General features: G+C 61.9%; 10 protein-coding genes. 6 read left to right on the top strand and 4 right to left on the bottom strand.

Annotation, left to right across the window (positions count from 1 at the left end; all coding sequences use genetic code 11):
- Positions 1 to 642, top strand: coding sequence for an oxidoreductase (locus ACXX9E_RS01920; protein WP_123463805.1), 642 nt, complete (start codon positions 1 to 3; stop codon positions 640 to 642).
- Between the two features lie 121 nt (positions 643 to 763).
- Here the strand turns inward: ACXX9E_RS01920 and ACXX9E_RS01925 are convergent, their stop codons facing one another.
- From ACXX9E_RS01925 to ACXX9E_RS01940, 4 genes are all read right to left on the bottom strand, one after another.
- Positions 764 to 1048 (bottom strand): YceK/YidQ family lipoprotein, encoded by a 285-nt coding sequence (locus ACXX9E_RS01925; protein WP_447807589.1) that lies wholly within the window; start codon positions 1046 to 1048, stop codon positions 764 to 766.
- Complete coding sequence (ubiX, locus tag ACXX9E_RS01930) at positions 1041 to 1688, bottom strand: flavin prenyltransferase UbiX (protein WP_102354554.1); 648 nt, start codon at positions 1686 to 1688, stop codon at positions 1041 to 1043. The genes ACXX9E_RS01925 and ubiX overlap by 8 nt, the downstream gene beginning before the upstream one ends.
- Positions 1685 to 3034 carry a UDP-N-acetylmuramate:L-alanyl-gamma-D-glutamyl-meso-diaminopimelate ligase gene (mpl, locus tag ACXX9E_RS01935; RefSeq protein WP_128613636.1) on the bottom strand — a complete coding sequence of 450 codons (1350 nt, stop codon included), beginning with the start codon at positions 3032 to 3034 and terminating at the stop codon, positions 1685 to 1687. The genes ubiX and mpl overlap by 4 nt, the downstream gene beginning before the upstream one ends.
- Positions 3035 to 3604: 570 nt before the next feature.
- Positions 3605 to 5518: a sigma-54-dependent Fis family transcriptional regulator gene (locus ACXX9E_RS01940; protein WP_322373673.1), complete on the bottom strand. Its 1914-nt coding sequence runs from the start codon at positions 5516 to 5518 to the stop codon at positions 3605 to 3607.
- Positions 5519 to 5835: 317 nt separating this feature from the next.
- Here ACXX9E_RS01940 and exaC point away from each other — a divergent pair, with 317 nt between their 5' ends.
- The 5 genes from exaC to ACXX9E_RS01965 all read left to right on the top strand — a co-directional run bounded on the left by exaC (position 5836) and on the right by ACXX9E_RS01965 (position 12014).
- A complete protein-coding gene (gene exaC, locus ACXX9E_RS01945; RefSeq protein WP_095048794.1) occupies positions 5836 to 7356 on the top strand; it encodes an acetaldehyde dehydrogenase ExaC in 1521 nt (506 codons plus the stop codon).
- Positions 7357 to 7658: 302 nt separating this feature from the next.
- The gene (eat, locus tag ACXX9E_RS01950; protein WP_458554963.1) at positions 7659 to 9029 is read left to right on the top strand and encodes an ethanolamine permease; all 1371 of its coding nucleotides are present in this window, start codon (positions 7659 to 7661) and stop codon (positions 9027 to 9029) included.
- A 184-nt stretch (positions 9030 to 9213) separates the two neighbouring features.
- On the top strand, positions 9214 to 10608 hold the full coding sequence (locus tag ACXX9E_RS01955; RefSeq protein ID WP_267801443.1) for an ethanolamine ammonia-lyase subunit EutB: 1395 nt from the start codon (positions 9214 to 9216) through the stop codon (positions 10606 to 10608).
- A gap of 5 nt (positions 10609 to 10613) precedes the next feature.
- Positions 10614 to 11438 carry an ethanolamine ammonia-lyase subunit EutC gene (gene eutC / locus ACXX9E_RS01960; protein ID WP_458554964.1) on the top strand — a complete coding sequence of 275 codons (825 nt, stop codon included), beginning with the start codon at positions 10614 to 10616 and terminating at the stop codon, positions 11436 to 11438.
- A 114-nt stretch (positions 11439 to 11552) separates the two neighbouring features.
- Positions 11553 to 12014, top strand: coding sequence for a GNAT family N-acetyltransferase (locus ACXX9E_RS01965; RefSeq protein ID WP_003228592.1), 462 nt, complete (start codon positions 11553 to 11555; stop codon positions 12012 to 12014).
- Positions 12015 to 12089 lie beyond the last annotated feature (75 nt).

Raw genomic sequence — 12089 nt, forward strand, 5'->3', positions numbered from 1 at the left:
ATGTACTTGACGCCTCAGCACGTATTGCTTGCCGGAGCCACCGGTTTGACCGGTGAACATCTACTCGACCGTTTGCTCAACGAGCCAACGATTTCACGTGTGCTCGCCCCTTCCCGTCGACCCTTGGCCGAACATCCACACTTGGAAAACCCGGTGGGCGATCCGCAGGCGTTTCTGCCGCAACTCAGTGGCCGCGTCGATATCGCCTATTGCTGCCTCGGCACCACCATCAAACAGGCCGGCTCTGAAGCAGCGTTTCGCGCGGTAGATCTGGACATGGTCGTGGCCTTCGCCAAACGCGCGCGGGAGATGGGTGCGCGGCACCTGATCGTGATCAGCGCGATTGGCGCGGATCCGAAATCGTCGGTGTTCTATAACCGGGTCAAAGGTGAAATGGAGCAGGCGTTGCGTGCGCAAGACTGGCCACAACTGACCATTTGCCGGCCATCGCTGTTATTGGGTGATCGCGCCGAACCGCGCCTGGGCGAACAACTCGCCGCGCCGTTTTCCAAACTGATTCCAGGCAAATACCGCGGCATCGAAGCCTGCCAGCTGGCCCGGGCGATGTGGCGCCTGGCGCTGGAAGAGCAGGATGGGGTGCGGGTGATCGAGTCGGATGAACTGCGCAAATTGGGCAAATAACCTGAAATCGCTATCGCCAGCAGGCTGGCTCCCACACTGATCTTCAGTGAACACAAGATCTGTGGGCAATTCGAAAACCTGTGGGAGCCAGCCTGCTGGCGATGGAGTGCGCCGCACTCCCCTACAATCCGCCAGTCGCCTGAAAACTCACGCCGATCACGGTGAGCAACGACAACGGCAACAACAACGTATCGAACAACGCACTCGCCGGCAGGTCCACCCCCGGATAACTCGGCGCCTCAGCGCCGAAGCGATCCATCGCACAACACCCGCCATTCAGCGCGTACAAATCCAGGCGCGTGCCGGAATACACCACCGGCGCGCCCGGTTTGGCCGCATCCAGCGTGCGCACAGTGGCGCACCCGGCCAGTTGCAGCGCCAGCACAATTGCCAGCAGCTTATTCATCGCTGCTCAGATGATGCTCGCCCCAACGCGGCAGCATGTCCTGCGGAATGCCCAACAGATTGAGAATCCGTGCGACGACGAAATCGATCAGGTCGTCGATGGTCTGCGGCTGGTGGTAGAAGCCCGGCGACGCAGGAAGAATGGTTACGCCCATGTTCGACAGCTTGAGCATGTGCTCCAGATGAATGCTCGAATACGGCGCCTCGCGCGGCACCAGAATCAACTGGCGACGCTCTTTCAATGTGACATCGGCAGCGCGCTCGATCAGGTTGTTGCAGGCGCCCGTGGCAATCGCCGACAGCGTACCGGTGGAACACGGCACCACCACCATCGCCGCCGGTGCGCCAGAGCCCGAGGCCACCGGCGACATCCAGTCTTCCTTGCCATACACGCGAATCTGCCCGGCAGCCGCGCCGGTATATTCGGTGAGGAACGCCTGCATCATCTGCGGCTTGGGCGGCAGCGTGACATCGGTCTCGGTGGCCATCACCAGTTGCGCGGCCTTGGAGATCAGGAAGTGCACCTCGCGATCTTCGCGCACCAGGCAATCGAGCAGGCGCAAACCGTACTGCGCGCCAGAGGCGCCGGTCATCGCCAGCGTGATGCGTTCCGGGCCGCCATCCTGGGAAAGAGTGTTCATTTCAGCGCCTCGGCGAGTTTGCCGTGCAGGCCGCCGAAGCCGCCGTTGCTCATGATCACCACGTGAGTGCCGGGCTGGGCCTGGCTCTTCACACGTTCGATGATGCCTTCGAGGGAATCGCTGACAATCGACGGCACCGTGCACAGTGCGGCGGTGCCCGCCAGATCCCAACCCAGGTTGGCCGGGGCGTACCAGATCACCTGATCGGCATCGACCACGCTGTCAGGCAGACCGTCACGGTGCGCGCCGAGCTTCATCGAGTTGGAGCGCGGCTCGATGATCGCGATCAGCGGTGCGTCGCCGATGCGCTTGCGCAGACCGTCGAGGGTGGTGGCGATGGCGGTTGGGTGGTGGGCGAAATCGTCATAGATGGTGATGCCGCGCACCTCGGCGACTTTCTCCATGCGGCGTTTGACGTTCTTGAACGCGCTCAGGCCGGCGATGCCCATCGACGGCACCACACCGACATGGCGCGCCGCTGCCAATGCAGCCAAGGCGTTGGCGACGTTGTGCTGACCGGTCAGCTCCCATTCGACCGTGCCCTGAGGCACGCCTTCGAACATCACTTCAAACGCAGAGCCGTCCTCGCTGAGCAGTTTGACCTGCCACTGACCGCCGGCGCCGGTGGTCTGCACCGGCGTCCAGCAACCCATTTCTATCACGCGCTGCAAGGCCGGTTCGGTGGTCGGGTGGATGACCAGGCCTTCGCTCGGAATGGTTCGCACCAAATGGTGGAACTGCCGCTCGATCGCCGCAAGATCCGGGAAGATGTCCGCGTGATCGAACTCAAGGTTATTGAGGATCGCGGTGCGCGGGCGGTAGTGGACGAATTTCGAACGTTTGTCGAAGAAGGCGCTGTCGTACTCGTCGGCCTCGATCACGAAGAACGGCGTACCGCCCAGGCGGGCCGACACCGAGAAGTTTTGCGGCACGCCACCGATGAGGAACCCCGGGCTCATGCCGGCGTGTTCCAGGACCCAGGCGAGCATGCTGCTGGTGGTGGTCTTGCCGTGCGTACCGGCCACCGCCAGTACCCAACGGCCTTGCAGCACGTGATCGGCCAGCCACTGCGGACCGGAGACGTACGGCAGGCCTTTGTTCAGCACATATTCCACCGCCGGGTTGCCGCGGGACATGGCGTTGCCGATCACCACCAGATCCGGTGCCGGATCGAGTTGGGCCGGGTCATAGCCTTGCGTCAGTTGAATGCCTTGCGCTTCAAGCTGCGTGCTCATCGGCGGATAGACGTTGGCATCGGAGCCGGTCACGTGATGGCCCAGCTCTTTGGCCAGCACTGCCATCGAGCCCATGAAAGTCCCGCAGATACCCAGAATATGAATGTGCATAGTCGACCTCGTAAAACATGGCCGCAGGTTAGCGTAGGGAGGGGGAAATCGCACTCTTTAGGTGAGGAGCGGGGCTGGTTGGCCTGGCATTTGGGCTCGACTGAAGATTGTCCCCCCTCACCCCAGCCCTCTCCCGAGGGAGAGGGAGCCGATCTACGTGGCGTGCAAAGATTGAGCTCGGCTCGATAGTTCAGGTCGGCGCAGATCGCCAAAACACCCCGGCCAGTCCCCTCTCCCGAGGAGAAGGAGCCGATCTACGTGGCGTTCAAAGATTGAGTTCGGCTCGATAATTCAGGTCGGCGCAGATCGCCAAAACACTCCGGCCAGCCCCCTCTCCCGAGGGAGAAGGAGCCGATCTACGTGGCATTCAAAGATTGAGTTCGGCTCGACAATTCAGGTCGGCATAGATCACCAAAACACCCCGACCAGCCCCCTCTCCCGAGAAAAAGGGCGCCGATCTACGTGGCGTTCAAAGATTGAGCTCGGCTCGATAATTCAGGTCGGCGCAGATCGCCAAAACACCACGGTCAGTTCCCTCTCCCTCCGGGAGAGGGTTAGGGTGAGGGGCTTTTAACTGACCCGCCGCTCAATCCCATGCTTACGCAGCTTTCTGTAAAGCGTATTGCGGCTAACGCCCAGTTGCTCAGCGGTGCGAGTCATGTGCCACCGCGTTTGTTCAAGAACTGCGAGCAAGGCTAACCGCTCGGCGTCTTCCAGTGGATGCTCACCCGACTCGGCTGGCGAAATCGCTGGCCGCCCCTGCCGAATCACCACCGGCAAATCCTCCAGCCCGATCCGCCCTTCATCACACAACGCCGCCAGCGTGCGCAGCACATTGCGCAACTGGCGCACGTTACCCGGCCAGTTGAAGGCCAGCAACGCTTGGCGCGCCGGCTCGTCGATCAGGATCGTTTCGCCGCCCGCCTCTTCGGCCAGCAGGAAATCCAGCAGTTGCGATTTATCGCTGCGCACGCGCAACGCCGGCAGCGCGACTTCGAGGCCGTTGAGCCGGTAATACAAGTCTTCGCGGAAGCTGCCGTCTTCGACCCGCTCCAGCAGATTGCGGTGCGTGGCGCTGATGATCCGCACGTTGACCGCTTCCGGTTCACCACCGATCGGCACCACTTGCCGGTCTTCCAGCACCCGCAACAAACGCGTCTGCAAGGCCAGCGGCATGTCGCCGATCTCATCGAGAAACAGCGTGCCGCCGTCGGCCTGCTGCAACTTGCCGCGCATGCCATCCTTGCGCGCGCCGGTGAAACTGCCGCCGCGATAGCCGAACAGTTCGCTCTCGATCAGGCTCTCGGGAATCGCCGCGCAGTTGAGGGCGACGAAGGCTTTGCCGGCGCGCTGACTGGCCTGATGCACAGCCTTGGCGAAGGCTTCCTTGCCGGAGCCGGTTTCACCATTGATCAGCAGCGGCACGTCGCGCTCGAACACCCGCAGCGCCTTGCGGAAATCGGCTTGCAGCGCCGCGTCACCGAGGCAAATACCCGCCAGGGGTTGAGCCTTGACCACGACCGGGGCCGGGGTGATCGGCAGCGGTTTGCGCGATTCGCCACGCAGCAAGGCAAACAGATACCGCCCATCGCGAGTGCGCAGCGGCCAACTGGCGCTGGCATTGGCGCTGGCGCGACCCAGCAGTTCATCCAGCGAACAATCGAAAAACGCTTCCACCGGTTTGCCCAGCAGACCACCGCGAATATGCCCCAGCAGGTTCAGCGCACTCTGGTTGACTGCACTGATCCGCCCTTCCCCGTCAAACGCCAGCAGACCTTCGCTGAACAGTCCTACGGATTCGGCCTGCAAGTGAAAGCGCAGCAACCATTGGTTATCGAAACAGCGCAGGAAATAGCAGCTCTCGATCATCTTCGCTGACAGGTTGACCAGCGCCATGGTGTGGAACTGGCTCTGCCGCGAGACATCGTGGCGCGCCGAGGACACGTCGAGCACCGCCAGCAATTCGCCGTGTGGGTCGAATACCGGGCTCGCCGAGCAGGTCAGGCCGGTGTGGCGGCCGCGAAAGTGTTCGTCCTGGTGAATGGTCAGCGCCTGGCGCTCGACCAGGCAGGTGCCGATGCCGTTGGTGCCTTCGCAGGCTTCGCTCCAGTCGGCGCCAAGCCAGAGGCCGGCGCGTTCGAAAATCTTGCGTTCGGCAGGCGCAGTGACGCAGTTGAGGATCACCCCGCGCGCGTCGGTCAGCAGCACCGCGTGGCCGGCGCCGGACAGTTGTTGATGCAGGCTGCTCATTTCATTGCCGGCAATCTGCAACACCTGCTGCAGACGCTCGCGACTTTCGAGGACCCGGCCGTGTTCAAGCACGGTGGGCGCCATGGCCAGGGCCGGGTCGAGGTGATAGTCCTCAAGACAACGCAGCCACGAGCGGGCAATCGACGGATCGGCACCGGGCCCGTGCAGGTGCGGTTTGCCCTGGGTCACGGTGAGCACCTGTTGGGCATGGCGACTCAAATGGTTGTCGTGCATTTCTTATTATTCTCCCCGAGATCAGTGCCGCCTGTTTATTGGCTGGCATCTGGGCGATTTGCAGTCAGCATCCTCCAGCCATCGGCGCATTGCAATGCTGGCGAGACTGCTCGGTCACCGGCTGTGCCAAAAGCGGTACACACTGTCACCCCCTCTGTACCGAAACCATCACAGGCACCGCCCGCCCGTCCGACATAAAACACGCAAGGCCTTGATTTGCCTGACCTGCACGGCAGTGGCCCGGCCTTTGCTCTACGCTTATAGCAAGCGCACTTGCGCGTTTCTCTAATAAGTACAAAGCCAAGGAGAACATCATCATGCGTTACGCTCACCCCGGTACTGAAGGCGCCAAAGTCTCGTTCAAGAGCAAGTACGGTAACTACATCGGCGGCGAGTTTGTCGCGCCTGTCAAAGGTCAGTACTTCACCAATACCTCGCCAGTGAATGGCCAACCGATTGCCGAATTCCCTCGCTCCACTGCCGAAGACATCGACAAGGCACTGGACGCCGCCCACGCCGCTGCCGATGCGTGGGGCGCGACCTCCGTGCAGGCGCGCTCGCTGATCCTGCTGAAAATCGCCGACCGCATCGAACAGAACCTCGAGCTGCTGGCGATCACCGAAACCTGGGACAACGGCAAAGCCATCCGCGAAACCCTGAACGCCGATATCCCGCTGGCCGCCGACCATTTCCGCTACTTCGCCGGGTGCCTGCGCGCTCAGGAAGGCAGCGCTGCCGAAATCGACGGCAACACCGTGGCCTATCACATCCATGAACCGCTGGGCGTGGTCGGCCAGATCATCCCGTGGAACTTCCCGCTGCTGATGGCCGCGTGGAAACTCGCCCCGGCACTCGCCGCCGGCAACTGCGTGGTGCTCAAGCCTGCCGAGCAAACCCCGCTGGGCATCTGCGTGCTGATGGAGCTGATCGGTGATCTGCTGCCACCGGGCGTGCTCAACGTGGTGCAGGGTTTCGGCAAAGAAGCCGGCGAAGCCCTGGCCACCAGCAAACGCATCGCCAAGATCGCCTTCACCGGCTCGACCCCGGTCGGCTCGCACATCATGAAGTGCGCAGCCGAGAACATCATTCCGTCCACCGTGGAACTGGGTGGCAAGTCGCCGAACATCTTCTTCGAAGACATCATGCAGGCCGAGCCGAGCTTCATCGAGAAAGCGGCCGAAGGTCTGGTGCTGGCGTTCTTCAACCAGGGCGAGGTGTGCACCTGCCCGTCGCGCGCACTGGTGCAGGAGTCGATCTACGACGAATTCATGCAGGCGGTGATGAAGAAAGTCAGCCAGATCAAGCGTGGCGACCCGCTGGACACCGACACCATGGTCGGCGCCCAGGCTTCCGAGCAGCAGTTCGACAAGATCCTGTCGTACCTGGAAATCGCCAAGGGTGAAGGCGCCGAGCTGCTGACCGGCGGCAAGGTGGAAAAACTCGAGGGCAGTCTGGCGACCGGCTATTACATCCAGCCGACCCTGCTCAAGGGCACCAACAAGATGCGCGTGTTCCAGGAAGAAATCTTCGGCCCGGTGGTGAGCATCACCACCTTCAAGGACGAAGCCGAAGCCCTGGCGATTGCCAACGACACCGAGTTCGGCCTCGGCGCCGGCCTGTGGACCCGCGACATCAACCGCGCCTACCGCATGGGCCGGGCGATCAAGGCCGGTCGCGTGTGGACCAACTGCTACCACCTGTACCCGGCGCACGCCGCGTTCGGCGGGTACAAGAAGTCCGGCGTCGGTCGTGAAACCCACAAGATGATGCTCGATCACTATCAGCAGACCAAAAACCTGCTGGTGAGCTACGACATCAATCCGCTGGGCTTCTTCTAAAAACCCGGGGCAACACTGATGTTTCAGTGTTGCCCTCCAAATAGCTATCGCTGGCAAGCCAGCCCCCACAGGGATCTCTGCAGATCTCGATAATGGGTACACCACAGAAACCTGTGGGAGCTGGCTTGCCAGCGATGGCGTCCTCAATGACACAACACAAGGCCTGGCCGCTCTGGCACGGCCCTTGCGTACCCGTCATTCAGGTTTTTCACGAAAACGGCCGCTGCGTGAACAGCATCCATCCACCCAACCACCGCACCCGAAAGTCCAACAGATCAAACAATAAAAAACAGAGAGGACTTATGACTTCCACCACACAGCTCAAACCCACACTCGGCACCCTGCATCTGTGGGGCATTGCCGTCGGCCTGGTGATTTCCGGCGAATACTTCGGCTGGAGTTACGGCTGGGGCACCGCCGGCACCCTCGGATTTCTGGTCACGGCGCTGATGGTCGCGACCATGTACACCTGCTTCATCTTCAGTTTCACCGAACTGACCACCGCGATTCCCCACGCCGGTGGGCCGTTTGCCTACAGCCGCCGGGCATTCGGCGAGAAAGGCGGGTTGATCGCCGGCATCGCCACGCTGATCGAGTTCGTCTTTGCACCACCGGCCATTGCCATGGCCATTGGCGCCTACCTAAATGTGCAGTACCCGGAGCTTGACCCGAAGATCGCCGCCGTCGGCGCGTACTTTGTGTTCATGACCCTGAACATCCTCGGCGTCAGCATCGCTGCGACCTTTGAACTGGTGGTCACCGTGCTGGCCGTCGCCGAGTTGCTGGTGTTCATGGGCGTAGTCGCGCCGGGCTTCAGCTTCAGCAACTTCGTACTCAACGGCTGGGCGGGTTCCAACGAGTTCACCCTGGGCTCGATCCCCGGGATCTTCGCGGCGATCCCGTTCGCGATCTGGTTTTTCCTCGCCATCGAAGGTGCGGCTATGGCGGCCGAGGAAGCCAAGGACCCAAAACGCACAATTCCCAAGGCTTACGTCAGCGGCATTCTGACCCTGGTGTTCCTCGCCATCGGTGTGATGGTGATGGCCGGGGGTGTCGGCGACTGGCGCCAGCTGTCGAACATCAACGATCCGCTGCCACAGGCGATGAAAGCGGTGGTCGGCAACAATTCCTCGTGGATGCACATGCTGGTATGGATCGGCCTGTTCGGCCTGGTGGCGAGTTTCCACGGGATCATTCTTGGCTACTCGCGACAGTTCTTCGCCCTCGCCCGCGCCGGTTACCTGCCGAAAAGCCTGGCCAAGCTGTCGCGCTTTCAGACCCCGCACCGGGCAATTCTGGCCGGCGGCGTGATCGGCATTGCGGCGATCTACAGCGATGGCCTGGTCAATCTGCAGGGCATGACCCTGACCGCCGCGATGATCACCATGTCGGTGTTCGGCGCGATCGTGATGTACATCATCAGCATGCTCAGCCTGTTCAAACTGCGCAAAACCGAACCGAACCTGGAACGCACCTTCCGCGCCCCGGGCTATCCGGTAGTGCCGGCGATTGCGCTGTTCCTGGCCGTGGTGTGCCTGGTGGCGATGGCGTGGTTCAACACGCTGATCGGCTGTGTGTTCCTGGGCTTCATGGCCGCTGGCTATCTGTACTTCCAGCTGACCGCCAAGCAACGCGCCGAAGCCCCGGCAGACGCTATGCTCGAAGGTATCTAGTTGCACCGGCACCGGGCTCATCGCCCGGTGCCCGCTTTATAGAAGTGCACACAATACCTGCAGGCCTTCGCCTGCTCGCGATGACATCAGCGCGGTATGACTGTTGCACCGAGTTGCCTGCATCGCGAACAGGCGAAGGCCTACACAAAAGCAGATTGCAGTAATTACTGGAGGACACCGCACCATGGCCGCATTTGCCCATTCCGTCGGCGCCCAGACCTATCGCTTCGACAGCCTCAAGGACGTCATGGCCAAGGCCAGCCCGGCGCGTTCCGGGGACTTCCTGGCCGGCGTCGCCGCGCTCAATGACGGCGAACGCGTGGCCGCGCAAATGGCGCTGGCCGACATCCCGCTCACGCATTTCCTGCAGGAAGCACTGATCCCCTACGAGTCCGATGAAGTCACTCGGCTGATCATCGACACCCACGACAAACAAGCCTTCGCGGTGGTCAGCCACCTCACCGTCGGCGGTTTTCGCGACTGGCTGCTCAGCGAGGCCGCCGACGAAACCAGCCTGCGCAGTCTTGCCCCCGGCCTGACCCCGGAAATGGTCGCCGCCGTGTCGAAGATCATGCGCGTGCAGGATCTGGTGCTGGTGGCGCAGAAGATCCGCGTGGTCACCCGATTTCGCGGCACCCTCGGCCTGCGCGGGCGCCTGTCGACCCGCCTGCAACCCAACCATCCGACCGACGAGCCATCCGGCATCGCCGCGAGCATTCTCGACGGCCTGCTGTACGGCAACGGCGACGCGATGATCGGCATCAACCCGGCCACCGACAGCATCGCCTCGATCTGCGCGATGCTGGAAATGCTCGACGCGATCATCCAGCGCTACGACATCCCGACCCAGGCCTGCGTGCTGACCCACGTCACCACCTCGATCGAGGCGATCAACCGTGGCGTGCCGCTGGATCTGGTGTTCCAGTCAATCGCCGGCACCGAAGCGGCCAATGCCAGTTTCGGCATCAACCTCAACGTCTTGCAGGAAGGTTATGACGCGGGGCTGAGCCTCAATCGCGGCACTCTCGGGCAAAACCTGATGTATTTCGAGACCGGTCAGGGCAGCGCGCTGTCGGCCAACGCCCATCACGGTGTCGATCAGCAGACCTGCGAAACCCGGGCCTACGCCGTGGCGCGGCATTTCAAGCCATTTCTGGTGAACACCGTGGTCGGCTTCATCGGCCCGGAATACCTCTACAACGGCAAACAAATCATCCGTGCCGGCCTCGAAGACCACTTCTGCGGCAAGTTGCTCGGCGTGCCGATGGGCTGCGACATCTGCTACACCAACCATGCCGAAGCCGACCAGGATGACATGGACACCCTGCTGACGTTGCTCGGTGTAGCCGGGATCAACTTCATCATGGGCATCCCCGGCTCCGACGACATCATGCTCAACTACCAGACCACCTCGTTCCACGACGCGCTCTACGCGCGCCAGACCCTGGGCCTGAAACCGGCGCCGGAGTTCGAGCAATGGCTGGCGAACATGGGCATCTTCACCCAGGCGGACGGCAAGGTCCGCTTTGGCAACAACCTGCCGCCGGCCTTCCGCCAGGCGCTGGCGCAACTGGGATGAGTGTTATGGAAAAACCGCCTGTCGACCCGCAAAACCCCTGGCTGGAACTGCGCCGCCTGACCCCGGCGCGTATCGCCCTCGGCCGCACCGGCACCAGCCTGCCGACCAGCGCCCAACTGGATTTCCAGTTCGCCCACGCCCAGGCGCGGGATGCGGTGCATCTGCCGTTCGATCATGCCGGACTCAGCGCGCAACTGAGCGAACGCGGGCGCGAGAGCCTGTTGCTGCACAGCGCGGCGACGGATCGCAACAGCTACCTGCAACGCCCGGATCTGGGGCGCAAGCTCAGCGAAGACTCGGCGCAACGCCTGCTTGACCATGCGCAAGCGCATCCGGGCGGCGTCGATCTGGTGATTGTGGTGGCGGACGGTCTGTCGGCGCTGGCAGTACATCGGCATACCCTGCCGTTTCTGACGCGACTGGAGGAGCAGATGAGCGCCGACGGCTGGTCGGCAGCCCCCGTGGTGCTGGTGGAACAGGGTCGGGTTGCCGTTGGTGATGAAATCGGCCAGTTGCTCGGGGCAAAAATGGTCGTGATGCTGATCGGAGAGCGTCCCGGCCTCAGTTCACCGGACAGCCTGGGGTTATATTTCACCTACAATCCAAAGGTCGGGCTGACCGATGCCTACCGTAACTGCATTTCCAACGTCCGGCTGGAAGGCTTGAGTTACGGCATGGCGGCGCATCGCTTGCTGTATCTGATGCGCGAGGCCTGTCGGCGACAACTGTCGGGCGTGAACCTGAAGGACGAAGCACAGGTGCAGACGCTGGAGTCGGACACAGGTGCGGACATGAAGGGAAATTTCCTACTGAGCCCGCCCATAACCTGAACCGTTTCCGCATTGCCTTTCTGCGCTGCTTTCAGGCAGGATCGCTGCACGGCCGCAGGGTTTCCCATCGCCGTCAGAGCAGTTGAAGACAGCCACTTGAAGACGAGACCTATCATGCGGATTATTCAAGCGACCCTCGAACATCTGGATTTGTTGACCCCGTTGTTCGTCAAATATCGCGAGTTCTACGGTTCCCTGCCTTACCCGGATTCCTCCCGGGCGTTCCTCGAAAAGCGTCTGCGCCGCAAGGAGTCGGTGATTTACCTGGCCCTGGCCGACGATGATGACAAGAAGCTGATGGGCTTCTGCCAGCTCTATCCGAGTTTCTCTTCGCTGTCGCTCAAGCGCGTGTGGATCCTTAACGACATCTATGTCGCCGAAGATGCCCGCCGCCAGCTAGTGGCCGACAACCTGATCCGTACCGCAAAGAAAATGGCCAAGGAAACCCAGGCCGTGCGCATGCGTGTCTCCACCAGCAGCAACAACGAAGTGGCGCAGAAAACCTACGAATCCATCGGGTTCAAGGAAGACACCGAGTTCAAGAACTACGTGTTGCCGATCAGCGACGAGCTCTAGGGCTCAGACGCTCACGTTGATCGAAGGCATGTTGTGGCGAGGGAGCCTGCTCCCTCCGGGCTGCCAAGCAGCCCT

The sequence above is a fragment of the Pseudomonas sp. GNP014 genome (genome assembly GCF_054344005.1).

Coding starts and splice junctions, on each gene's coding strand:
- ACXX9E_RS01920 (WP_123463805.1), top strand. CDS start 1: ATGTACTTGACGCCTCAGCACGTATTGCTTGCCGGAGCCACCGGTTTG.
- ACXX9E_RS01925 (WP_447807589.1), bottom strand. CDS start 1,048: ATGAATAAGCTGCTGGCAATTGTGCTGGCGCTGCAACTGGCCGGGTGC.
- ubiX (WP_102354554.1), bottom strand. CDS start 1,688: ATGAACACTCTTTCCCAGGATGGCGGCCCGGAACGCATCACGCTGGCG.
- mpl (WP_128613636.1), bottom strand. CDS start 3,034: ATGCACATTCATATTCTGGGTATCTGCGGGACTTTCATGGGCTCGATG.
- ACXX9E_RS01940 (WP_322373673.1), bottom strand. CDS start 5,518: ATGCACGACAACCATTTGAGTCGCCATGCCCAACAGGTGCTCACCGTG.
- exaC (WP_095048794.1), top strand. CDS start 5,836: ATGCGTTACGCTCACCCCGGTACTGAAGGCGCCAAAGTCTCGTTCAAG.
- eat (WP_458554963.1), top strand. CDS start 7,659: ATGACTTCCACCACACAGCTCAAACCCACACTCGGCACCCTGCATCTG.
- ACXX9E_RS01955 (WP_267801443.1), top strand. CDS start 9,214: ATGGCCGCATTTGCCCATTCCGTCGGCGCCCAGACCTATCGCTTCGAC.
- eutC (WP_458554964.1), top strand. CDS start 10,614: ATGGAAAAACCGCCTGTCGACCCGCAAAACCCCTGGCTGGAACTGCGC.
- ACXX9E_RS01965 (WP_003228592.1), top strand. CDS start 11,553: ATGCGGATTATTCAAGCGACCCTCGAACATCTGGATTTGTTGACCCCG.